General features: G+C 59.9%; 24 protein-coding genes. 13 read left to right on the top strand and 11 right to left on the bottom strand.

Annotated elements, in window-relative coordinates; all coding sequences use genetic code 11:
• Positions 1–99 precede the first annotated feature (99 nt).
• Positions 100–1,074, top strand: a complete 975-nt coding sequence (gene mbfA / locus FN828_RS07275) for an iron exporter MbfA (protein WP_142492748.1) — start codon at positions 100–102, stop codon at positions 1,072–1,074.
• A 135-nt stretch (positions 1,075–1,209) separates the two neighbouring features.
• On the opposite strand, the gene FN828_RS07270 is transcribed toward mbfA, so the two are convergent.
• Both FN828_RS07270 and nth read right to left on the bottom strand, forming a co-directional pair.
• Complete coding sequence (locus FN828_RS07270) at positions 1,210–2,202, bottom strand: adenosine kinase (RefSeq protein ID WP_142492747.1); 993 nt, start codon at positions 2,200–2,202, stop codon at positions 1,210–1,212.
• Positions 2,199–2,843, bottom strand: a complete 645-nt coding sequence (gene nth / locus FN828_RS07265; RefSeq protein WP_142492746.1) for an endonuclease III — start codon at positions 2,841–2,843, stop codon at positions 2,199–2,201. The genes FN828_RS07270 and nth overlap by 4 nt, the downstream gene beginning before the upstream one ends.
• Before the next feature lie 108 nt (positions 2,844–2,951).
• Here nth and FN828_RS07260 point away from each other — a divergent pair, with 108 nt between their 5' ends.
• Entirely contained in the window at positions 2,952–3,803 is an 852-nt protein-coding gene (locus FN828_RS07260) for a methylated-DNA--[protein]-cysteine S-methyltransferase (protein ID WP_142492745.1), read from the top strand.
• Between the two features lie 119 nt (positions 3,804–3,922).
• The gene (locus FN828_RS07255; protein ID WP_142492744.1) at positions 3,923–4,576 is read left to right on the top strand and encodes an OmpA family protein; all 654 of its coding nucleotides are present in this window, start codon (positions 3,923–3,925) and stop codon (positions 4,574–4,576) included.
• Between the two features lie 79 nt (positions 4,577–4,655).
• Here FN828_RS07255 and FN828_RS07250 read toward each other — a convergent pair whose 3' ends face one another.
• Positions 4,656–5,054 (bottom strand): VOC family protein, encoded by a 399-nt coding sequence (locus FN828_RS07250; protein ID WP_142492743.1) that lies wholly within the window; start codon positions 5,052–5,054, stop codon positions 4,656–4,658.
• 43 nt (positions 5,055–5,097) lie between these two features.
• On the opposite strand from FN828_RS07250, the gene FN828_RS07245 reads away from it, so the two are divergent.
• The gene (locus tag FN828_RS07245; RefSeq protein WP_142492742.1) at positions 5,098–5,901 is read left to right on the top strand and encodes an acyl dehydratase; all 804 of its coding nucleotides are present in this window, start codon (positions 5,098–5,100) and stop codon (positions 5,899–5,901) included.
• Positions 5,902–5,978: 77 nt separating this feature from the next.
• Here the strand turns inward: FN828_RS07245 and FN828_RS07240 are convergent, their stop codons facing one another.
• Both FN828_RS07240 and mnmD read right to left on the bottom strand, forming a co-directional pair.
• Positions 5,979–6,845, bottom strand: coding sequence for a DMT family transporter (locus FN828_RS07240; RefSeq protein WP_142492741.1), 867 nt, complete (start codon positions 6,843–6,845; stop codon positions 5,979–5,981).
• The gene (gene mnmD, locus FN828_RS07235) at positions 6,846–7,514 is read right to left on the bottom strand and encodes a tRNA (5-methylaminomethyl-2-thiouridine)(34)-methyltransferase MnmD (protein ID WP_142492740.1); all 669 of its coding nucleotides are present in this window, start codon (positions 7,512–7,514) and stop codon (positions 6,846–6,848) included.
• A 64-nt stretch (positions 7,515–7,578) separates the two neighbouring features.
• On the opposite strand from mnmD, the gene FN828_RS07230 reads away from it, so the two are divergent.
• Positions 7,579–8,613, top strand: a complete 1,035-nt coding sequence (locus FN828_RS07230) for an NAD(P)/FAD-dependent oxidoreductase (RefSeq protein ID WP_142492739.1) — start codon at positions 7,579–7,581, stop codon at positions 8,611–8,613.
• A 278-nt stretch (positions 8,614–8,891) separates the two neighbouring features.
• On the opposite strand, the gene FN828_RS07225 is transcribed toward FN828_RS07230, so the two are convergent.
• The gene (locus FN828_RS07225) at positions 8,892–10,841 is read right to left on the bottom strand and encodes a lytic transglycosylase domain-containing protein (RefSeq protein ID WP_142492738.1); all 1,950 of its coding nucleotides are present in this window, start codon (positions 10,839–10,841) and stop codon (positions 8,892–8,894) included.
• Between the two features lie 156 nt (positions 10,842–10,997).
• Between FN828_RS07225 and dapA the strand changes: the two genes are divergently transcribed.
• Complete coding sequence (dapA, locus tag FN828_RS07220; RefSeq protein ID WP_142492737.1) at positions 10,998–11,870, top strand: 4-hydroxy-tetrahydrodipicolinate synthase; 873 nt, start codon at positions 10,998–11,000, stop codon at positions 11,868–11,870.
• 118 nt (positions 11,871–11,988) lie between these two features.
• On the opposite strand, the gene FN828_RS07215 is transcribed toward dapA, so the two are convergent.
• From FN828_RS07215 to uraH, 5 genes are all read right to left on the bottom strand, one after another.
• On the bottom strand, positions 11,989–12,195 hold the full coding sequence (locus FN828_RS07215) for a cold-shock protein (protein WP_142492736.1): 207 nt from the start codon (positions 12,193–12,195) through the stop codon (positions 11,989–11,991).
• Positions 12,196–12,378: 183 nt separating this feature from the next.
• Entirely contained in the window at positions 12,379–13,563 is a 1,185-nt protein-coding gene (locus tag FN828_RS07210) for an amino acid aminotransferase (protein WP_142492735.1), read from the bottom strand.
• Between the two features lie 2 nt (positions 13,564–13,565).
• Entirely contained in the window at positions 13,566–14,423 is an 858-nt protein-coding gene (gene sseA, locus FN828_RS07205; RefSeq protein ID WP_185958963.1) for a 3-mercaptopyruvate sulfurtransferase, read from the bottom strand.
• A 68-nt stretch (positions 14,424–14,491) separates the two neighbouring features.
• Positions 14,492–14,965, bottom strand: coding sequence for an SsrA-binding protein SmpB (smpB, locus tag FN828_RS07200; protein ID WP_142492734.1), 474 nt, complete (start codon positions 14,963–14,965; stop codon positions 14,492–14,494).
• Between the two features lie 104 nt (positions 14,966–15,069).
• On the bottom strand, positions 15,070–15,429 hold the full coding sequence (gene uraH / locus FN828_RS07195; protein WP_142492733.1) for a hydroxyisourate hydrolase: 360 nt from the start codon (positions 15,427–15,429) through the stop codon (positions 15,070–15,072).
• 154 nt (positions 15,430–15,583) lie between these two features.
• Between uraH and puuE the strand changes: the two genes are divergently transcribed.
• The 7 genes from puuE to FN828_RS07160 all read left to right on the top strand — a co-directional run bounded on the left by puuE (position 15,584) and on the right by FN828_RS07160 (position 23,711).
• Positions 15,584–16,996 carry an allantoinase PuuE gene (puuE, locus tag FN828_RS07190; RefSeq protein WP_142492732.1) on the top strand — a complete coding sequence of 471 codons (1,413 nt, stop codon included), beginning with the start codon at positions 15,584–15,586 and terminating at the stop codon, positions 16,994–16,996.
• On the top strand, positions 16,993–17,811 hold the full coding sequence (locus FN828_RS07185) for a bifunctional allantoicase/(S)-ureidoglycine aminohydrolase (RefSeq protein ID WP_142492731.1): 819 nt from the start codon (positions 16,993–16,995) through the stop codon (positions 17,809–17,811). The genes puuE and FN828_RS07185 overlap by 4 nt, the downstream gene beginning before the upstream one ends.
• A gap of 72 nt (positions 17,812–17,883) precedes the next feature.
• Complete coding sequence (locus FN828_RS07180) at positions 17,884–18,372, top strand: ureidoglycolate lyase (protein ID WP_142492730.1); 489 nt, start codon at positions 17,884–17,886, stop codon at positions 18,370–18,372.
• A gap of 36 nt (positions 18,373–18,408) precedes the next feature.
• The gene (locus tag FN828_RS07175; RefSeq protein WP_142492729.1) at positions 18,409–19,758 is read left to right on the top strand and encodes a uracil-xanthine permease family protein; all 1,350 of its coding nucleotides are present in this window, start codon (positions 18,409–18,411) and stop codon (positions 19,756–19,758) included.
• 201 nt (positions 19,759–19,959) lie between these two features.
• Positions 19,960–20,172, top strand: a complete 213-nt coding sequence (locus FN828_RS07170) for a YgaP family membrane protein (protein ID WP_185958962.1) — start codon at positions 19,960–19,962, stop codon at positions 20,170–20,172.
• Positions 20,173–20,193: 21 nt separating this feature from the next.
• The gene (locus FN828_RS07165; protein ID WP_142492727.1) at positions 20,194–21,867 is read left to right on the top strand and encodes a bifunctional protein tyrosine phosphatase family protein/NAD(P)/FAD-dependent oxidoreductase; all 1,674 of its coding nucleotides are present in this window, start codon (positions 20,194–20,196) and stop codon (positions 21,865–21,867) included.
• A gap of 92 nt (positions 21,868–21,959) precedes the next feature.
• A complete protein-coding gene (locus tag FN828_RS07160) occupies positions 21,960–23,711 on the top strand; it encodes a SulP family inorganic anion transporter (protein WP_142492726.1) in 1,752 nt (583 codons plus the stop codon).
• Positions 23,712–23,719 lie beyond the last annotated feature (8 nt).

Below are 23,719 nucleotides of genomic sequence, written 5' to 3'. Positions count from 1 at the left end.
AACTATAAACTGTCCGGTTTAGTTCCTTCAAGGCGAAGCGCGGGCTTGTACCTCTCTCCGTATCCGAATAAATTAGAATCGTTCTAAAAAGGAATAGCCATGCGTTTCTTCACCCAACGCCGCCACTTCCGGGATCTGAACGAACAAGAGATCCTGGCCCTTGCCATCTCGTCCGAGGAGGACGACGCCCGCATCTATCGCAGCTATGCGCAAATGTTGCGGGTGGATTTCCCCGACACAGCGCAAATTTTCGACGATATGGCGTGCGAGGAGGACGACCACCGCAAACGCCTGATCGAATTGCACCGCCGCCGCTTTGGCGATGTGATCCCCCTGATCCGCCGTGAACATGTGGCAGGTTACTATGCCCGCCGCCCGGTCTGGCTGATCGAAAATCTGGGGTTGGAACGTATCCGCGCCGAAGCCGAAGCGATGGAGCGCGATGCCGAACATTTCTATCTTGCCGCCGCCCAACGATCACAGGACGCCGATACCCGCAAACTGCTGGGCGATCTGGCCGCCGCCGAGGCCGGGCACCAATATACCGCGGGCAAGCTGGAACAGGAGCATCTGGACGATGACGCCCGCGAAACCGAAACTCGCGCCGCCCATCGCCAATTTGTGCTGACATGGGTGCAGCCGGGTTTGGCCGGGTTGATGGATGGATCGGTTTCAACACTGGCCCCGATCTTTGCCGCCGCCTTCGCCACGCAAAACACATGGGAAACCTTCCTTGTGGGGCTGGCCGCCTCCATCGGGGCAGGGATTTCAATGGGCTTTACTGAAGCCGCGTCTGACGATGGCGAACTGTCAGGCCGGGGATCGCCGCTGAAACGCGGTATCGCATCCGGGGTGATGACCACGGTGGGCGGGTTGGGCCACGCCCTGCCCTATCTGATTCCGGATTTCTGGACTGCCACGATTACCGCCATCATTGTCGTCTTTTTCGAACTATGGGCAATCGCGTGGATTCAGAACAAATATATGGAAACCCCGTTCTTCCGCGCCGCATTGCAAGTAGTGTTGGGCGGCGCGCTTGTTCTGGCCGCCGGTGTTCTGATCGGATCGGGCTAAGGGGGCGTTGCCCCCTCTGGCCTTCGGCCACACCCCCAGAGTATTTTGAACCAGAAAGAAACAAGCCAGACGCGCCGGGTTCTTTCTTGGTTCAAATATCCAAATCCAGCCCCGCCTTTGCGTCGCAGTCAACGATCAGCCAATCAGCCCTGCCCGTTTAAACAGGGCCTTCATATCGGCTTCGGGGCGGGCGCCAATGTGGCTGATCACTTCGGCGGCGGCGACACATCCCATGCGGCCCGCAACGTCCAGCGGGGCACCAGTGGCGTAGCCATACAGGAACCCGGCGGCGAACTGATCGCCCGCCCCCGTGGCGTCCACCGGCACGATTTCCGTCACCGGCACCACGGCTTCTTCGTCGCCGCGCACCAGCACCACATCATGCCCGGACCGGGTGCAAACCACCATTCCGGCATCTGCTGCGGCCTGTTCCAGCGCATTGCTCAGGTCGGTCTGGTACAGCGATTCCCATTCGTGCTGGTTGCCGATCACATAATCCAGCTCTTTGACCAGACGACGGAAATCATCGCGGTGGCGATCCACACAGAATGGATCAGACAGCGCGATCCCGGCCCGGCCACCACCTGCGCGGCAGGCCCGCGCTGCTGCCTCGAACGCGGCTTTGCCCTGTGGTTTGTCGTACAGATACCCTTCGAGGAACAGCACTTCGGCCTGACCCGCCACATCTTCGGATACGTCCAGCGGCCCCAGTTCCGATGAAATCCCCAGATAGGTGTTCATCGACCGTTCCCCATCCGGTGTCACAAAGATCATCGAGCGCGAGGTCGGCAAATCCCCCTGCCGCATATCCACCGGCGGGTTGACGAAATCCGTGCCGCCATTGGCCATTTCTTCTGCATAGAAGCGACCCAGCGCATCAGCCCGCACCCGCCCGATAAAGGCCGTGGACAGACCCAGATTGCCCAGCCCCGCCAGCGTGTTGGCCACCGATCCGCCCGGAATGCGGGCGCGGTCATCCATTGCGTCATACAGCAATTCGCCCCGGTCCTTTTCGACCAGTTGCATGATGCCCTTTTCAATGCCCATCTTCGACAGGAACCCGTCGTCGCAGCGGCTGATCACGTCGACAATCGCATTCCCGATGCCGACAACCTGATATTTCGTCATGGTGTTTTATCCTCGAATTGGCACAGGTCGCGGATCAGGCAGGCGTTGCATTTGGGTTTGCGCGCCACGCAGGTATAGCGACCGTGCAGAATCATCCAATGGTGGGCATGTAGTTGAAAATCCACCGGGATGTTATCCTCGATGGCGCGTTCCACCGCGACCACATCCTTGCCCGGACACACGCCCGAGCGATTACCGAAGCGGAAAATATGCGTATCCACCGCCTGCGCCGGGTAGCGCCACCACATGTTCAGCACCACATTGGCGGTCTTGCGTCCCACCCCCGGCAGGCTTTCCAGTGCGGCGCGTGAACACGGCACTTCGCCGTCATAGTCATCAACCAGAATACGCGACAGCTTGATCACGTTCTTGGCCTTGTTGCGAAACAGCCCGATCGTTTTGATATGTTCGATCAGCCCATCTTCGCCCAGATCCAGCATCTTCTGCGGCGTGTCGGCGATTTTGAACAATTCCGCCGTTGCCTTGTTCACGCCCTTGTCCGTGGCCTGCGCCGACAGCGCGACCGCCACCACCAGCGTATAGGCGTTGACGTGATCCAACTCGCCCTTGGGTTCGGGCTCGGATTGTTGGAAGCGGGTAAAGATCTCTCGGATCGTGTGATAATCAAGCTGCTTTGCCATGCGAAATCTATGCCCCGACCTGCGTGCAGGCTCAAGCCATTCCCGCAAGTTCCGGGTCGATTGGCCGCGCTGATCTGCGCTAAGATACCCACAACGAAAGGAACCACCATGTCGGACACCGAAGCAGGTTATCATTACCACGTCATGCGGCGCGCACTGGACTTGATTGATGCCGAACCGGGCCTGTCGCTGCCCGATCTGGCACAACGCATGAACATGAGCCCCGCCCATTTCCAGCGGGTGTTTTCGCAATGGGTGGGGGTATCGCCCAAGCGGTATCAGCAATATCTGGCGCTGGACCACGCCAAAACCCTGCTACGCGAAAACATGACCACGCTACAGGTCAGTCACAGCGTTGGTTTGTCCGGCAATGGCCGCCTCCATGACCTGTTCCTGCGCTGGGAAGCGATGAGCCCCGGCGATTACGCCCGCGAAGGCGAAGGCATCACCGTTTATTGGGGGTGGTTCGACAGCCCCTTTGATCTGGCACTGGTAATGGGAACGGACAAAGGCATTTGCGGGCTGGCCTTTGCCGCCGAAACCGGAACCGAAGCCGCGATGCAGGACATGCTATCGCGTTGGCCGAAGGCGCAATTTGTCGAAGACCCGATGGCGCTGAAACCGCTGGTCGACAGTGCCTTTGCCCAAAAGGGTGAAACCCGGCTGCATATGATCGGCGCTCCTTTTCAGATCAAGGTATGGGAGGCGCTGCTGCAAATCCCATCGGGTCATGTGACCACATATTCGGAAATCGCCCACAGCATCGGCAACCCCAAGGCCGTGCGCGCCGTTGGCACCGCCGTGGGCCGCAACCCGGTCAGTTGGCTGATCCCCTGCCACCGCGCATTGCGTAAATCGGGGGCTTTGGGGGGCTATCATTGGGGGCTGCCCGTCAAACGGGCGCTTCTGGCCTATGAAGCCGCCCGCGCCGAGGCCGAACCGTACGCCAAGGCCAGCTAAGCCCCATATGCGCGAAAACTTGCGCAAGTTTACATAAACGTGTTTTGGGCGGGCCATAATCCCCCCATATACTGATGGGACTCCGACGTAGCGGATCCATTTGATGAGGCACGACAATTATGACCCTTGCGAAAACGGCTATCATGGCTCTGGGCGGCACCGCTCTTTTGTTGACCACGGCCTGCACCAGCCCTGAATATGCTGGCACGGACCCGAACCGCAAAGCCAAAGAAGGCGCATTGATCGGCGGTTTCCTTGGCGCGATTTCAGGCGCGATGGTGTCTGACAACAACAAGAAAGGGGCCATCGTTGGGGCGGCTATTGGCGCAGGCGTTGGGGCGGCCATCGGCAACAATCTGGACAAGCAAGAAGCAGAGCTGCGTCAGCAACTGGACGGCAATGTCGGCATCACCAACACAGGCGACCGCCTGATCGTCACCATGCCGCAGGACATCCTGTTCGCAACCGACAGCACCTATGTGCAGGGCGGATTGCGCGATGATCTGCAAACTGTTGCCAGCAGTCTGAACCGTTATCCTGACACCCGCGTTCAGGTGGTTGGCCATACCGATAACACCGGATCGGCCCAGTATAATCTGGATCTGAGCCAGCGCCGCGCCGCAGCCGTGGCGAATATTCTGATCGGCGGCGGTGTGAATTCGGGCCGCGTACAGATCATTGGCCGGGGCGAGGATATGCCCATCGCCACCAACCTGTCCGCCGAAGGCCGCGCCCAGAACCGGCGCGTTGAAATCGTGATTTTGCCAAACTAAGCCTTGGGCAGATCATACCCCCTGAACGCCCCGTGCCACACAGCCGGGGCGTTTTGCTTTGTCCCGCGCCAACGATCTGTCAGACCTGATTGGACACCTCGATCAGGTTGCCATCCGGGTCACGAATATACAGCGACAAAATCGGCCCCATCGCACCAGTGCGCCGAACCGGGCCTTCGATTACCGCAACATCGTGATCGGCGAACCGCGCCAGCCATGCCTCTAACGGGGCGTCGGTCAGAAAACACAAATCGGCAGACCCCGGCGTTGCCAAACGCGCCTTGGGTTCAAATTCCTGACCGGACTGATGCAGGTTGATCTTTTGATGCCCGAATTTCAGCGCCCAGCGTTGGGTGCCGTCGGCAGCATTGAACCGATCAATTTCCATCCCCAGAACAGTTTCATAAAACCGTGCCGAGGCCGCAATATCCCCCACCGTCAACACCAGATGATCCAGCGATTTCAGCTTTGCCGTCATTTTCCCGATTGCCCCTTTTGCCATTCGTTTCTAACGTCGCGCCATGCAGAATGACGCCCCAAAACAAACCCGTCAAACCGATGTGATGGACCCCGCCCGCGCGGCTGCGCTTCAGGCTTCGCTGGGGATGCCCGTCACCATCACCGAAGGCACCCCGCTGCCGCCGTTTTTCCACCAGATTTATTTCTGGACCCCGGAACCGCCCGCCCATCTGGGCCGCGATGGCCATCCGAAAACCGGGCTGGGCATTATCCCCGATCTGGGACTGCCCCGCCGCATGTGGGCGGGTGGGCGGCTACAGTTTCACGGCCCGCTTCACGCCGGAAAACCGGCGGAAAAAATCACCACACTGGAAAAAATCGACCGGAAAGAGGGACGATCAGGCCCGCTGGGCTTTGTCGTGCTGCGCCATGATATTGTGCAGGATGGCATAACCCGCGTGACCGAATGGCAGGATATTGTCTATCGCGAAGATCCCGCGCCCGGCACCCCTGCCCCCACGCCACCACAGGCCCCCACCGATGAAACCGCCGCCGAACAGGCCAGCTTCGATACCACGCTGTTGTTCCGCTATTCGGCGCTAACCTTCAACGGTCACCGGATTCACTATGACAACCCCTATGCCCGCACGGTCGAGGGGTATGACGGCCTTGTCACCCACGGCCCGCTGCTGGCGCAATTGCTAATGCTATATGCCGAACGTCAGTTGGGTCAGCTTTCCGAATTCAGCTTCCGCGCCACCTCGGCGTTGATGGATCACGAAACCGCAACCCTGTGCTGGAAAGATGGCACGCTTTGGGTGCGTGGCCCGGACGGGCGGCAAAACATGACAGCCACGGCCCGCTAAACCCCAACCTGCGGCGTGGGTCGCAGGTTCTTTCTTGGGGCAAATACCCAATTCCGCACTTCCCAACAGCGCAGCGCCTATTGGGACTGCCGTTCCCGCCACAGGGTAAACAGCCCCGCCATCACGATCAGCACCGCCCCGATAATCACATTGGTTCGCAAGGTTTCGCCAAAGATCAAAATCCCAAGGGTAGACGCAAAGACCAGTTGCAGATAGGCAAAGGGCTGTACCGCGCTGGCTTCGGCCACCTCGTAGCATTTGATCAACAGAAAATGCCCGCCCGCGCCGGTCAGGCACAGCAGCCCCATCCACAGCCAATCAGACCCGGTCATCGGTTCCCAATACCACATGCCCACGGCGGTCATGGCCACCATGCCCACGGTCCCAGTCCAGAAAAAGCTGGTGGCAGAACTGTCCCGTCGCGCCACATAGCGCGTCAACAAGCCGTAAACGGCAAACATCAGCGCCGATACCAGCGGGATCACCGCGCCGGGTTGGAACACACCGAAACCGGGTTCCAGAATGATCAGAATACCAACAAAGCCCACGCCGATCGCCATCCAGCGCCGCCAGCCCACCTTTTCCCCCAGAACCGGGCCGGACAGGGCTGCAATCAACAGCGGGTAACAGGCAAAAACCGCGTGGCTTTCCACCAGCCCCAACACGGTAAAGCCCCAGATCGCCACGCAAATTTCCGCGACCAACAGTACCGCGCGAAACGCCTGTATCAAAGGCTGGCTGGTCGCCGCAGCGTTGCGCAATCCCCCCGCCTTGCGTGCGCCAACCGCAACAACAAAGGCCGCAAAGAACCAATAGCGGATCATCACCACCATCAGCACGTTATATTCCCCGGCCAAATGGCGTGAAATGCCGTCCTGCATCGCAAAGACAAAAGTCGTGGCGACCATCAGCCAAATGCCAAGCCGCGTGTTATTTTGATCCATTCAGCGGCCCTTTCGCGCAACCGTCATATGGCGTTTTCGTCCAAAACCAGCGCGGCGCGCCACGCTAAAACCGGCATCTTCCAGCCCGCGACGGACAAATCCCGCCGCTGTATAGGTGGCCGCTGTGCCCTCTGCTGCGGTATGGTCGGCCACCTGCTGCATCAACGCAGCTTCCCACAATTCGGGGTTCTTTGCCGGGGAAAACCCATCCAGAAACCATGCATCGGCCATCCCATCCCAACGCGGCAGGCTATCGCGGGCATCGCCCCGGATCATGTGAAATTCCAATCCCGGCAGGGACAGCCGTGTTGCTGGCCAATGCGGGGCAAATTCCTGTGCCAATTCGGCCAGTGCGGGAAACGCCTGTTGCGCCCGGATCATTTCCGGGCCGCTCATCGGAAAGGCCTCGAATGTGGTGAAGTGCAAGACCCCGGATTGCCCGCTGTCGCGCCACAGCTTTACCACCGCCAACAGGTTCAGCCCGGTGCCAAAGCCCAGCTCGGCAATCTGAAACCCATCCCGAAACCGATCCGGCAACCCGTTGCCATCCAAAAACACATAGGCCGTTTCCGCCAGCCCGTTATCCAGACTGAAATAAGGATCGTCAAACCGGGTAGACACCGGAATTTCCCCGTCCCGCCACTCCAGTTCGGCGCGCTGGTCTTGCATCCGCTGATCCCTTAGAAAGCCTGTGAAAACGCGCCGACAATGCAGAGGCACGGGGGAAATGGCAATGGTGGATGTAACGGTATATGGGGCGGGCGCTTTTGGTCTGTCCGTAGCATGGAGCTGCGCCAAACGCGGCGCATCGGTTCAGGTGATTGATCCATTCGGACCCGGCGCAGGCAGCAGCGGCGGGCTGGTCGGCGCATTGGCACCCCATGTGCCGGAAAACTGGAACGACAAGAAGCAGTTCCAGTTTGAAAGCCTGATCATGGCGGAACCCTACTGGGCCGAAATCGCAAAAACAGGCGGCAAGGACAGCGGCTATGCCCGGCTGGGCCGCCTGCAACCCATAGCGGACGATCATGCCCTGACACTGGCCCAAAACCGCGCCAGCGGGGCTGCCCAACTGTGGCAAGGGCTGGCCGATTGGCAGGTGATCCGGGCCGATGCTGCTGGCGACTGGACCCCAGACAGCCACACCGGTTGGCTGATCCGCGACAGCCTGACCGCCCGCATTCACCCGCGCATGGCCTGTGCCGCGCTGATTGCCGCCATTCGGGCCAAGGGCGGGCAAATCATCACCGAAGGCGACCCCGAAGGCCGCATCCTGCATGCCACCGGCGTTGCAGGGCTACAGGAAATTTCCGCCCACCATCGCCGCAGCTTCGGTAATGGGGTCAAGGGGCAAGCGGCGCTGCTGCAACTGGATCGCCGCGATTGCCCCCAGCTTTTTGCGGACAGCGTTCATGCCGTCCCCCACGCGGACGGGACTGTTGCCATCGGATCGACCAGCGAACGCGACTATAGCAGCCCCACCACGACTGACAGCCAACTGGACGCCGTACTGGACCGCGCCCGCGCCGCCATCCCTGCCCTGCGCGATGCCCCGGTATTGGAACGCTGGGCCGGTGTTCGCCCCCGCGCCCGATCCCGCGCCCCGGTTCTGGGGGAACATCCCCTGCGCCCCGGCGAATTCATCGCCAACGGCGGTTTCAAAATCGGCTTCGGCATGGCACCGAAAGTTGGCGAGGTCATGGCCGACCTGATCCTGACGGGCCACGATACCATCCCCCCCGGTTTCCGGCCCGAAGTCAGCCTGTAACACCCAACCACATCGCCTGCCATCCGGTCGGGATTTGGATATTTTTACCAAGAAAGAACCAAAGGGGATGCGCCCCACCTGACCGGCCGTTCGAACCGCCGCCGATGCTTACCAGGGGTGGGGCGGCTCTTCCTTGGGCGGTCATCGGCTTCCCAGCCTGTACCGCACAGCCAGAACATCCGATTCGGGTTAACAAACCCTTGTTTCTTTCTGATTATAAATACTCTTGCCGAAGGCATCCGCCCCCACGTCCCGCGCGGCGGCCTGACCGGGGACCATCAACGCCGCAGCATCGTTGCCCCCGTCAGTTCCCGGCTAAACGGCACGGGAAGCGGCGACAGCCCCAGTCGCGCCCGATACACCGGCAACGATTCCGCCACCCGCATCACGTAATTCTGGGTTTCCGTGAAGGGGATCATCTCGACCCAATCCACCACATCCACCGCCCCGGCGCGCGGATCACCAAAGCGTTCGATCCACTGATCCGGGCGGCTGGGACCGGCGTTATAGCCTGCGGCCATCATCACCACATTTCCGCCGAACCGATCCGCCAGCTTCGCCAGATAGGCGCCGCCCAGTGCCGCGTTATAGGACCAATCGCTGAGCACCCGCCCCGGTTCGTGATCCACACCCAATTCGCGTGCCATCTGCGCCGCTGTTCCCGGCATCAGTTGCATCAGCCCCTGCGCCCCCGCGCCACTGATCACCGTGGGGTCAAATTCGCTTTCGCGCCGCGCAATCGACAGGGCCAATTCCGTCGGCACCGGCAAGGCCAGCTTTCGCATCGGGTGCAGCGCGTAATAGGGGGCGGGCAGCGTGTAGCCCTTTTGCGCCGCTTCTTTGGCAATCATCACCTGCAAATGCGGCTGATCCAATTCCGCCGCCATTTCCCCCATTTCGCCCATTCCTGCCCGGTCCAGTCCGCTGGCCAGATGGGTGAAAAACTGCTCTGCCAAGGAAATTTCCCCGGCGTTCAGCGCCAAAACCCCGGCCTGATATACTTCGGACTTGGTGAACGCCGCCTGCCGCCAATCCGGGAACCGTTCGGTCCCGGCCAAGGACGCATCAAACGCCACCCCGCCGCGTTCCGCCGCCAGTAACCCGTAATAGCTGGTCTGATATTGCGCCCCTTCACCGTAGGCGATTTTCGCGGCCTCTATATCCCCCAGTGCCTCTTGGGTGCGGCCAATCCAATACCCGGCCCGGCCCAATGAAATCGGTGTTTCCACCGCAGCCCGGAATCGCTGGAAATGATCCAGCGCCCGTTCCGGTGCCTTCAGGAATCGCAGCGACAGATAGCCTGACAACCATTCCAGATCCGCATAGCCATACCCATCAGCCGGTTGCATGTAATGGGCCGATGCAATCCGATAGGCCGTGTCATAGCGCCCGTCGCGCATCAGATCGCGCACCAAGTAGCGACGCCAGCCGGACCATTGCGCCGGTTCCCCCAGCGCCTTGATCCCCGTGCTTTGCGCCGTGATCAGCGCCACGGCGTCATCGGTACGCCCCTTGCGGATGCGCCACAAAAACCGTTCATAGGCCAGCCCCGGATCCCCCTGCAATGCTGCGGGCACTGCCGCAATCAAACCATCCACGGCCTTGTCCTGCGCCCGCAAACCCAGCCGCGCCTGTCCCAGCTTGCTCCAGCTATCGCCGACCAGCGGCAACATCCGTTTGGCATCGCCCCGCAGCCCCCGCCACAGCGCCATATCCAACCGGGCCTGATGATGCGGGGCCAGCAGTTTGCCATATTGCGCCAGCAAGGCGTCATGCGATTCGTCATCCAAATCCATTGTCCGCCACGCCAGCACCACCCCCGCCTCGGCCTCACCCTTCTGGCCCAATTCGGTTTGCGCCTGTGCCAGCGCCAACACCCCCGCCCCGGTGGCAGGACGGTTCCCGCCAAAAAATGCGGCCACCTGTACAGCGGGAACGCCATCCAGCGCGGCCTCGGCCCGTTTGCGCATCAACGCCAGACCCGGCCAATCGGGATGATCCGCCAAAAACGTCTGTACCTGCGCGAAACTGCCCTCGCCCGCGCGCAGTTGCACCCAAGTCAGCAGATCGGCCCCAACCGGCCCCGCCCGCGCGGCAATCGCCTGCGCATTATCCCAGTTGCCTGCCCGCGCGGCCTGTAACGCATTGGCAATCGGCTGCGGCCCGTCGGCCCGCGCGCCCCCCGTGAAAAGGCTTAGGATCAAAAACAAGGCAAAACCTCGGAACATCTCTTGCCTTTCCAAAGGAACAAAGGATATGCAACCGCAGCTTAAATGTGCTTTCCCGCGCCTGCAAATCACGAACATGGCAGGCAGGCGAACCATCGCCGGGATGCACAAATTTTCTTCGGGTCTATACCCGCCACAACACGAAAGGAGCGTGTCATGTTTAAAGGGTCATTTCCTGCCCTGGTCACGCCGTTCAAGAACGGCGAGCTGGATCTGGAGACATTGAAGAAACTGATCGAGTGGCATATCGGCGAAGGCACCAATGGGTTCGTCCCCGTCGGCACCACCGGCGAAAGCCCCACGCTGACCCACCGCGAGCATGAGATCGTGATCGAGGAGGTGGTGAAAGCCGCCGCCGGGCGCGTTCCCGTGATCGCGGGCGCAGGCAGCAACAACACGCTGGAAGGTATCCGCCTGATTCAGCACGCCGAAAAGGTTGGCGCCAATGCCGCGCTTGTTGTGACCCCCTATTACAACAAGCCCACTCAGCGCGGCTTGATTGCACATTTCACCGCGCTGCACGATTGCTGCAATCTGCCGATCATCATCTATAACATTCCCGGCCGGTCCGTTGTGGACATGACACCGGAAACCATGGGCGAACTGGCGAAACTGCCCCGTATTGTCGGCGTCAAGGATGCCACCGGCAAGCTGGAGCGCGTCAGCCAGCAACGCGCCACCTGCGGCGCCGATTTCATCCAGCTTTCGGGCGAAGACGCCACGGCGCTTGGCTTCAACGCGCATGGCGGTGTCGGCTGCATTTCCGTTACGGCTAACGTGGCCCCGCGCCTGTGCGCTGAATTTCAGGCTGCCACGCTGGCGGGCGATTACGCCAAGGCGCTGGACTATCAGGACCGCCTGATGCCCCTGCACGAAGCTATCTTTGTGGAACCCGGTCTGGTCGGCGCGAAATACGCCATGTCCAAACTGGGCCTGTGCAGCGAAGAGGTCCGCCTGCCCCTGACCGGATTGCTGGACAGCACCAAGGCACAGATTGATGCCGCCATGCGTCACGCTGGCCTGATCTGACCCGGCCAACGCCAGCAGACCCAAACAAAGCCCGCCCAACCCGGCGGGCTTTTTCGTATCCCCACAAACGCAAAACGCGGCCCCGAAGGACCGCGTTCCGTATCATCTGACGCAAAAATTATGCGACCGAGATGTTCACTGCCGATTCACGACCGTCACGGCCAGCTTCGATGTCGAAGTTGACTTTCTGGTTGTCTTTCAGCCCGGTCAGGCCCGAACGCTCAACAGCCGAAATGTGCACGAACACATCTTTGCTGCCGCCATCGGGTGCGATGAAGCCATAACCTTTGGTGGTGTTGAACCATTTTACGGTGCCAGTGGCCATATCCGTAGTCTCCTGTTTAATACAGCCCGCGGAACTGCGGCTGTCCGGCGTAGTCAGTCAAGATCGAAGACTGATCGCCGCAAGAATCGGAGACAGTAGGTCGAAATAGAAAAACGTCTGCGCTGCTAGATATGGCTGCGCAGACGTTATTAATCAAGGCCCATGATGGGCCGCCAGATCGGCTTAGATGCCGGTATCTACGATTGCCTTGGCCAGAATCGGCACGGTTTGCGCATTCAGACCGGCAATGTTCAGCCGCGAATCGCCCACCATGTAAATCCCATGTTCAGCCCGCAGGCGTTCCACCATGTCCGGCGTCGTTCCCAGCCGCGAAAACATCCCGCGATGCTGCGACAGGAACCCGAAACGATCCGATCCCGAAAGCCGCTGCAATTCGTCCGCCAATTGCTGACGCAGGCCCAGCATCGACAGGCGCACCGCCTCCAGCTCGTCTGCCCATTCCTTGCGCAGGGCCGGATCATTCAGGATCATCGTCACCAGACGCGCACCATGATCCGGCGGGAAGGAATAGTTCTGCCGGTTCAGATAGTTCAGCGTACCTTGGGTCAGCCCTTTCAGGCCCTTGTCCTGCGCCACGGCCATCAGGATGCCGGTCCGTTCCCGGTACACGCCGAAATTCTTGGAACAGCTTGCCGCGATCAGACATTCCGGCACGCTGGACGCCACCAGACGCGTTGCTGCGGCGTCTTCTTCCAGCCCATCACCGAAACCTTGGTAGGCGATGTCGATCATCGGCACGCCGCCGGTTTTCAGCAGCACATCCACCACGGCCTGCCACTGGGTCAGGTTCAGGTTTGCGCCGGTCGGGTTGTGGCAGCAGCCATGCAGCAAAACCACATCGCCGGGTTTTACATCAGCCAGATCAGCCAGCATCCCTTCGAAATCCACGCCGCGCGATTCGGCGTCGAAATAGCGGTATTCCACTGTCGGGATGCCCAGATACTTCAGAATCGACAGGTGGTTCGGCCACGTTGGGTTCGACACAAACACCCGCACATCAGGGTTCGCCATCTTCACCATTTCAAACGCCTGACGGCAGGCACCCGTTCCGCCCGGCGTTGCCGCCGCCGAAACCGTATCCCGCGCCACGGCATCGCCCAGCACCAACCCGATCATTGCATCCGCGAAATCAGGATCGCCTGCCAGCGCCACATAGCTTTTGGTGGTTTCCTGTTCCCAAAGCTGCTTTTCGGCGGCTTTGACGGCCCGCATGACGGGGGTCACGCCCTCGGCGTTTTTGTAAACCCCAACGCCCAGGTCGATCTTGGTCGGGCGCGGATCGTCCTTGAACAGTTGCATCAGCGCAAGGATTTTATCCGCAGGTTGTTCTTTAAGGTTGCTGAACATTTTCAGGCTTCTCCGGTAGCAACGGGCAGCGTGGGGAAAGCCCCCCATTCAGACCACGACCCGTCATAAATCGAATGATCGGTTTTTCCCGTGCGTTCCAACGCAAGGCACAAAACCGCCGCTGTCACCCCTGACCCGCAAGACGCGATGACAGGCTTTGCCATGTCCACCCCGGCGGCTTCAAAAATGGCACGGCATTCTTCGGGGGATTTCATCGTCCCCTGAGCGGTCAAAACATCGGTGAACGGCACGTTGCGGGCGCTGGGGATATGCCCCCGGCGCAGCCCTGCGCGCGGTTCTTCCACCTCGCCGCGGAACCGTTCGGCGGAACGTGCATCCACAATGACATAATCGCCCAGCTTCGAGGCCGAAGACACTTGCGTTACGTCCTTTACCATGTGGTTCTGGCGACGCACGGTCATGTGGCGGTCACGCACGATGGGCGGCAAATCCTCGATCTCGCGGCCTTCGGCTTCCCATTTGGGCAGGCCACCATCCAGCACGGCGATATTGTCCTGCCCCATCAGGCGGAACAGCCACCACACGCGCGGCGCGGAATAAACCCCTTGGCTGTCGTAAACCACAACCTGATGGCCATCACCCACGCCCATCGCCCGCAGGCGGCTCATGAATTTTTCAACCGGGGGCACCATATGCGGCAGCTCAGACCGCTGGTCGCTGATCTCATCAATATCAAAGAATCGCGCACCGGGAATGTGCTTCGCTTCATACTCTGCCTTTGCATCGCGGCCAGTGCCGGGCAAAAACATCGAAGCATCCAGAATCCGCAGATCCGGGTCTTTCATATGCGCTGCCAACCAGTCGGTCGAAACAAGTGTCTTCGGATCATCCAATGCCATCCGTGGCCCCCGTTTTTTGCTTTGACCTGCCTACAATGCAGGGGGCGCAAGGACAAGTCTACCCGGCGTTAACCGTCCTTCAGCAATCGCTGTTTTTGACGGCTCCAGTCGCGCTTGGCCTCTGTCTCGCGTTTGTCGTGGTTTTTCTTACCCTTGGCGATGCCGATCTTCAGCTTCACCAGCCCCTTGTGGTTGAAATACATCACCAACGGAACCAGCGTCATCCCCTTGCGCTGGGTGGCATTCCACATCCGCGCCAGTTCTTTGCGCGACACCAGCAACTTGCGCCTGCGTCGCTCTTCGTGACCCCAGGTTTTCGCCTGTTCATAGGGGGCGATATAGCCGTTGATCAGCCACAATTCCCCCTCCTCGACCGAGGCATAGCTTTCCGCGATATTGGCCGAATTGACGCGCAGGGATTTCACCTCGGACCCTTGCAGCACGATCCCGCATTCAATGTCATCTTCGATGGCATAATCGTAACGCGCACGCCGGTTTTCGGCGATGATCTTGTAATTCGGATCTGATTTCTGCTTGGCCATGCGCCTTCCCTACTCTGCCCCGCGACGGCTGTCCATCGGAAGGCAGATATAGGCGCAGCGCGGCGCGAAATACAGGGGGGCAATCCTGCGGCGCGAATCGCGTCTTAGCTGCCCCGATAGGTCGACATCCCGAATGGCGAAATCAGCAGCGGCACATGGTAGTGGGCCGCGCCGTCCGAAATCCCGAACCGGATCGGCACCTCGTCCAGAAACCGCGGTTCCTCCTTGGGCGCACCGCTGGCATCCAGATACGCCCCAGCCTGAAACACCAGCTCGTAAACACCTGTTTTCATTTGCCCTTTCGGCAGGATTGGGCTGTCGGTCCGGCCATCTGCATTGGTCCGCATTCGCGCCAATTCGGCCCGTGCCTCGCCTTCCAGCCGGTACAGTGTGATTTCCAGATCCGCCGCCGGGCAGCCCTTGGCGGTATCCAAAACATGCGTTGTCAGATAACCTTCGGACATGAAAACGCTCCTTTTTCAGGCACTTATGCTAATCTTGCCGTCAGGATAAGCGCAGCGGCCCCGCGACACACCCCTGAAAGTGTTTCAAGAATTTCTTGAAAGTGGCAAGGGGGCCCGCTGCCGTATTAATCTTCACAAGTGAAAGAGGTCAAAAATGCAGCGTTACCCACGCAATATGATCGGCTACGGCCCCCGCATCCCCAACGTACAATGGCCCGGCGCGGCCAAGGTGGCCGTGCAATTTGTGCTAAACTACGAAGAAGGCGGGGAAAATTGCGTCCTGCACGGCGATGCAGCGTCCGAGGCTTTTCTGTCTGACATCGCCGGGGCCGCCCAATGGCAGGGGCAACGCCACTGGAACATGGAATCGATTTACGAATACGGTGCCCGCGCCGGATTCTGGCGCCTGCACCGCCTGTTTACTGGTGCGAATATTCCCGTCACCATTTACGGCGTTGCCACCGCTCTGGCCCGATCCCCCGAACAGGTCGAAGCGATGAAAACCGCCGGTTGGGAAATCGCCAGTCACGGGCTGAAATGGGTCGAACACAAGGACATGCCCGAGGAGGAAGAGCGCGCCGCCATCGCCGATGCCATCCGCCTGCATACCGAGGTTGTGGGCGAACGTCCTTTGGGTTGGTATACGGGGCGCTGTTCCGCCAATACCGTCCGTCTGGTCGCCGAGGAAGGCGGGTTTGATTACATATCAGACACTTACGACGACGATCTGCCTTATTGGCTGGAAGTCGGGGATCGGGATCAGCTGATCATCCCCTACACGCTGGAAGCCAACGACATGCGCTTTGCCACTGCGCCGGGGTACATCACGGGCGAACAGTTCTTTACCTACCTGAAAGACGCCTTTGACACGCTTTACGCCGAGGGACAGGCCGGATCGCCCAAGATGCTTAGCATCGGGTTGCATTGCCGCCTGATCGGTCGTCCCGGTAAAATCGCCGGGCTGAAACGGTTCATCGACTATATTCAGGGCCTCGCAGATGTCTGGACCCCGCGCCGGATCGACATCGCCCACCACTGGGCTGAATCGCATCCGCATATCCGCAGCGAACGCCCCAGCCAAATGGATCGCGAAACCTTTGTCGCGCGGTTTGGCGGCATCTTTGAACATTCCGCATGGATCGCGGATCGCGCTTTTGATCTGGAACTTGGTGCAGCGCACGATTCGCCAGCGGGCGTTCATAATGCACTGACCCGCATTTTCCGCGCGGCCACCCCGGATGAACGCATGGGCGTTCTGCGCGCCCACCCTGATCTGGCCGGAAAACTGGCGGCAGCCAAACGCCTGACTGCCGAATCCACCGCCGAACAGGCCAGCGCCGGGTTGGATGCGCTGACCGATCAGGAACATCAGGATTTCACCCAGTTGAACAATGCCTATACTCAGAAACACGGCTTTCCCTTCATCATCGCGGTGCGCGACCACACAAAAGCCACGATCCTCGAAAACTTTAAACGCCGGGTAAACAACGACTCGGACACCGAATTTGCCGAGGCCTGCAAACAGGTCGAACGCATCGCTCGCCTGCGGCTGGAGGATATGCTATGACCACCTACGCCTTCCCCCCCGGCGGTCTGCCGGATCAATCGGTCAATCCCGAAGGCACCGCTGTTTTTACTGACGCATACGCCGTTATCCCCGCCCTGACGATGCGCGATATCGTAACCAGCTTCCTGCCCGGCTGGATCAATACACGGGCGTGGATTATGGCCCGCCCTCTGACCGGATTTGCCGAAACCTTCGCGCAATATGCGGTGGAACTGCAACCGGGCGGCGGCAGCAACGCCCCGGAACCCGATCCTGACGCGCAGGCCGTGATTTTCATTGCCAAGGGCAATGCCCGTCTGACGCTGGGACGCGAATCCTATGATCTGCGGCCGGGTCACTTTGCCTTTATCCCGGCCAGCGCGGTCTGGACCTTGTGGAACACGGGCAACGAACCTTGTGGGTTCCACTGGATTCGCAAACGGTTTGAGCCGCTGCCCGGCCACCAGCCCCCCGATGCGCGGGTCGTTCATGAAACCGAGGTCGCCAAATCCCCGATGGAAGGCACCGAAGGCATCTGGGAAACCCAACGCTTTGCCGATCCTCTGGATCTGCGCCATGATTTTCACGTCAACATCGTGAACTTCACCCCCGGCGGGCGCATCCCCTTTGCCGAAACACACATCATGGAACACGGGCTTTATGTGCTCCAAGGCACCGCCCGCTACCTGCTGAACAAGGATTGGGTCGAGGTTGGCCCCGGTGATTTCATGTGGCTGCGTGCCTTCTGCCCGCAGGCCTGCATCGCCACCGGCGACGAGCCTTTCCGTTACCTTCTTTACAAGGACGTGAACCGCCATCCGAAACTTAGCCTCTGATTTTCATCTTGCCTCAAATACTCACGGGGGTCCGGGGGCAGTCAGCCCCCGGCGACCCGAACGGACCAGACCATGACCCAGACGATCAAAACCGAACCATTGACCGCAGACGCCTTTGCCCCCTTTGGGGACGTGCTAGAGGCGTCAGGCACGCCGGATAAGATCATCAATCAGGGGTTCTGTGGCCGGTTCAATGACCGGGCGCAGATGGATTTCGGCCCTGATGGCCGCGCAGGCCTGTCCATATTCAAGGCAGACCCCCGCCGGTTGCCCTATGTTCTGGATCTGGTCGAACGCCACCCTGACGGCAGTCAGGCCTTTATCCCGATGAGCATGGATGAATGGCTTGTGATCGTCGCCAGCGATCTGAACGGCATCCCCACCGGCATCCGCGCCTTTCTGGCCGCACCGGGGCAGGCCATCAATTTTCACCGCAACACATGGCACGGGGTTCTGACCCCGCTGCACGCGCCCGGCCTGTTTGCCGTGGTGGACCGGATCGGCCCAACGCCGAACCTTCAGGAACACATACTGAAGGACCCATATCTAATCGAAAAATAACCCCGCAAAGGGGACACCCCAACAGGAGTAAGAGGGATGACACATACCAGCCTTGGGACAGCCGAACAGCTACGCGACCCAGATTATACCCCCCCATTGGCCAAGGCCGTGCCACTGGGTATTCAGCACGTTCTGGCGATGTTCGCCAGCAACGTGACCCCGGCCATTATCGTCGCGGGGGCGGCGGGGTTTGGTTTTGGCTCTAACAGCCCGGATTTTCCGAACCTGATCTACATGATCCAAATGTCGATGCTGTTCGCAGGTATTGCCACGCTGTTCCAATCCATCGGCTTTGGCCCGGTCGGCGCGCGCCTGCCCATCGTTCAGGGTACGTCCTTTGCGTTTTTGCCCGTCATGATCCCCGCCGTTGCGGGACAAGGCACCGCCGGATTGGCTGGGCTGATGACCGGCATCGTCATCGGCGGGATTTTCCACTTCTTTCTGGGGACAGTGATTGGCAAAATCCGCTTTGCGCTGCCCCCGCTTGTCACCGGGCTGATTGTGTTGATGATCGGGCTGTCGCTGGTCAAGGTCGGCATCCAATACGCCGCTGGCGGCGTACCACTGATCGGGAAACCCGAATTCGGGTCACTGGCCATGTGGTTCCCCGCGCTGGTCGTGATCTTCGTCACGCTGGGGTTCAAGTTCTTCACCAAGGGACTGTCATCCGTTGCCGCCGTTCTGATTGGCCTGATCGCGGGCTATATCACCGCCTATGTGATGGGGCAGGTCAATTTCGGCAATGTCGGACGCGCGTCGATGTTCGCCCTGCCCATGCCGTTCAAATGGGGGGTCGAATTTAACAGCGCGGTGATTATCGGCATGTGTTTCATGGCGGTGATTTCGGCGATTGAAACCGTGGGCGATGTCAGCGGCATCACCAAAGGCGGCGCAGGGCGCGAAGCCACGGACAAGGAAATTTCCGGCGCAACCTTTGCCGATGGTCTGGGCACCGCCATTGCCGGTATCTTTGGCGGGTTGCCCAACACCTCGTTCAGCCAGAACGTTGGCCTGATTTCCATCACCGGCGTGATGAGCCGCCATGTCGTCACCATCGGCGCGATTTTCCTGATCGTCTGCGGACTGATCCCCAAATTCGGGGCCATCGTGTCCACCGTGCCGATCAATGTGTTGGGCGGCGGTGTGATCGTCATGTTCGGCATGGTCGCAGCAGCGGGCGTGAACATGCTGTCCGAGGTCAACTGGAACCGCCGCAACATGGTGATCTTTGCCGTGTCGCTGTCGGTGGGTCTGGGCCTGCAACTGGAACCTTCCGCGCTGCAACACCTGCCCAAAACGCTACAAATTCTGCTGACCAGCGGCCTGCTGCCCGCTGCGGGCCTGTCGATCATCCTGAACCTGGCCCTGCCCGAAGAACTGGACTGATTGCACCACCCGTATCCGAAGTATCGAACCCCCGCCCATCGGCGGGGGTTTTTTATTGCCGCGCAGTCCAGGCGGCCAACATTATTCCCCCATGATCCGACAGACCGGGAAATCATCCCACGGCATTCCGCCGCATGCAGCACAGAATCCTTGAAATATACATTCGCATTACTTTATATGTTCACCACCCGAGGAGGCCCCATGACCTGTAATGTTGGAAATCTGGACCGGCTGGTCCGTCTTGTCGTTGGCACCGGATTTTTCCTGCTGCCTTTCGCATCCGACTGGGTGGTCTGGACGAATGACATAGCAAAATACGCTGTGGCCGCCATTGGCGCGGCGCTGGCATTAACCTCGGCACTTCGTACCTGCCCCCTGTATCGCTTCGTCGGCCTGAATACCTGCCGGATGTGACCTAAAAGGACCCAACGTTTCATGGACCCCAAGAAAATTTCTAACGAACTGTCCGTCGCCGTCCAAATTCAGCCCGAAGACGTGGCGAAGCTGGTGGAACTGGGCTTTCGTTCGATCATCTGCAACCGCCCCGACGGCGAAGCAGCAGACCAGCCCACCTTCGAGGAAATCGACGCCGCAGCGCAGGCCGCCGGGTTGCAAACCCGCTATCTGCCCATCGTATCGGGCAAGGTACAAGACAGCGACGCCGCCGATTTCGGCAAGGCCATGATGGAATTGCCCGGCCCGACACTGGCCTATTGCCGGACCGGCACCCGGTCGACGACACTTTGGTCGCTGGCTGTGGCCAAGGATAAACCCGCTGCCGACATTCTGGCCGCCACCAAGGCGGCTGGCTATGACATGGCAGGCGTTGTCCGCCGGATCGTGAACGGCGGCAAAACCCCAACCGATACCGGGGATGCAAAATTCGATGTGGTGATCGTGGGCGGTGGTGCCGCCGGGATCGCTGTGGCAGCCAGCCTGAAAGCCCGTAAATCCGATCTGGATATCGCCATTCTGGATCCCGCCGACATCCATTACTATCAACCCGGCTGGACGATGGTTGGCGCAGGCGTATTTGATGCGCAGACCACCGCAAAAACCATGGGCAGCCTGATCCCGCAGGGCGTCCATTGGATCAAATCCGCCGTGGCCGCCTTTGAACCGCAGGACAATGCCGTGGTTCTGGATGGCTGCCGCGTGGTGAAATATGACCGTCTGGTTGTCTGCCCCGGCCTGAAACTGGACTGGAACAAGGTCGAAGGTCTGGTGGAAACGCTGGGGAAAAACGGCGTGACCTCGAACTATCGCTACGATCTGGCACCCTATACATGGGATCTGGTCAAAGGCATGAAACAGGGCCGCGCCCTGTTCACCCAGCCCCCCATGCCGATCAAATGCGCAGGTGCGCCCCAAAAGGCGATGTATCTGTCCAGCGACCACTGGTTCAAAAACGGCACGTTGAACAATATCGACGTGAATTTCATGAACGCCGGTGGTGTGCTGTTCGGGGTCAAGGATTACGTGCCCGCGCTGGAGCAGTACATCAAGAAATACAACGCCAAACTGAACTTCTTTCACAATCTGGTGGCGGTGGATGGGGCCGCGAAAAAGGCATGGTTCGACGTAGCCAAACCCGACACCCCCGTTGAACGGGTCGAGGTAGAGTTTGACATGATGCATGTCTGCCCGCCGCAAACCGCACCCGATTTCATCCGCGTCTCGCCGCTGGCCGATGCTGCGGGCTGGGTGGACGTGGATCAATCCACCCTGCGCCACAAGGAATACGATAACATCTGGTCGCTGGGCGACGTCATGAACGCCCCCAACGCCAAAACCGCCGCCGCCGCCCGGATGCAGGCCCCTATCGTGGCTGAAAATCTGGTGGATGACATCCTCGGCAAGTCGCCCACCGCAGTTTACAACGGCTATGGGTCTTGCCCGCTGACGGTGGAGCGCGGCAAAATCGTGCTGGCGGAATTTGGGTATGGCGGGGCATTGCTGCCCTCGTTCCCGAAATGGATTCTGGACGGCACCAAACCCACCCGCGCCGCGTGGATTTTGAAAGAGCAAATCCTGCCTCCGGTCTATTGGAAGGCAATGCTGCGTGGCAAAGAATGGCTGGCGAAACCTGAAAAAGTCTCGGCGCGCTAAACTGCGGCCCATATCACACAGGGCGGGGGCAACCCCGCCCGACCTCTTTCACGCCCCCTCCCAAGCCCTCCCAAGTCAAGGACCAAAGGCTGATGCGTTTGCCCCAACTGACCCGTAAATCTATGGAACGATACCTGCCTATTCTGGAATGGTCGAAAACCTATGACAAGGACACCCTGACCAGCGATCTTGTGGCCGCGATCATTGTGACCATCATGCTGATCCCGCAATCGCTGGCCTATGCGTTGCTGGCGGGGCTGCCTGCGGAAATGGGGCTTTATGCCTCGATCCTGCCGCTGGTGGCCTATGCCGTGTTTGGCACATCACGCGCGCTGGCGGTGGGGCCGGTGGCTGTTGTGTCGCTGATGACCGCCGCCGCCGTGGGCAATCTGGCCCTGCAAGGCACCGCGGAATATGCCATTGCGGCAATCACGCTGGCCTTTATCTCGGGCCTGTTCCTGCTGGTGATGGGCATATTCCGTCTGGGCTTTCTGGCAAATTTCCTGTCGCATCCGGTGATTGCCGGGTTCATCACCGCGTCGGGCGTATTGATTGCCACATCGCAGCTAAAGCATCTGTTCGGCATTCAGGCCGAGGGGCATAATCTGGTCCAACTGGTGATTTCGCTGTTTGAAAACCAACACCTGACCAACCCGATTACCCTGTTCATCGGTCTGACCACCACGGGTTTTCTGTTTTGGGTTCGCAAGGGGCTAAAACCGCTGCTGCTGGGAATGGGGCTGAAACCCCGGCTGGCCGACATTCTGGCAAAGGCCGGGCCTGTCGGTGCGGTGGTTGCCACCACATTGGTCACTTGGGCCTTTGGCCTGCATGACAAAGGCGTGAAAATCGTGGGCGATGTACCGATGGGCCTGCCGCCGCTGACCATGCCATCCTTTGACGCTGATTTGTGGTCCTCGCTTCTGGTGTCGGCCATCCTGATTTCGATCATCGGCTTTGTGGAATCCGTATCGGTGGCCCAAACACTGGCCGCCAAGAAGCGCCAGCGTATCGTCCCCGATCAGGAACTTGTGGGGCTGGGGGCGTCCAACATCGCCTCTGCCATTTCAGGGGGCTATCCCGTGACCGGCGGTTTCGCCCGGTCCGTGGTGAATTTCGACGCCGGGGCTGAAACGCCCGCCGCCGGGGCCTTTACCGCCGTGGGCATCCTGCTGGCCGCGCTGCTGCTGACACCTCTGCTGTTCTTCTTACCCAAGGCCACGCTGGCTGCCACGATCATCGTGGCCGTTCTGTCGCTGGTGGATTTTTCGATCCTGTCGAAAACATGGAATTACTCGAAAGTGGATTTCGCCGCCGTGGCCGCCACGATTTTCCTGACGCTGGGCTTTGGCGTGGAAATGGGCGTGTCGGCCGGGGTGATCCTGTCGATCGGGCTGTTCCTGTACAAAACATCGCGCCCGCATGTGGCCGAGGTAGGGCTGGTTCCCGGCACCCAACATTTCCGCAACATCCTGCGGCATGACGTGGAAACCCACCCGGAGATCGTAACCCTGCGCATTGATGAAAGCCTGTATTTCGCCAACGCCCGTTTTCTGGAGGACTACATCTATAACCGCATCGCCTGTGACGAACCGATCCGGCATGTGGTGCTGATGTGTTCGGCGGTAAATGAAATCGACATGTCCGCGCTGGAAAGTCTGGAAGCCATCAACCACCGCCTGATTGATCTGGACATCAAACTGCACCTGACCGAGGTCAAAGGCCCGGTCATGGACCGCCTGAAGCGCAGTCATTTCCTGGATGAGCTGAGCGGCGAGGTGTTTCTGGCGCAATATGATGCGGTGGTGAAACTGACCCGGCCACATCCCGTTGCCGCACAATGATTGACGCC

Source organism: Thalassovita litoralis (assembly GCF_900182725.1).
GTDB lineage: Bacteria > Pseudomonadota > Alphaproteobacteria > Rhodobacterales > Rhodobacteraceae > Thalassobius > Thalassobius litoralis.
This window is presented reverse-complemented; position numbering and strand designations above follow the sequence as displayed.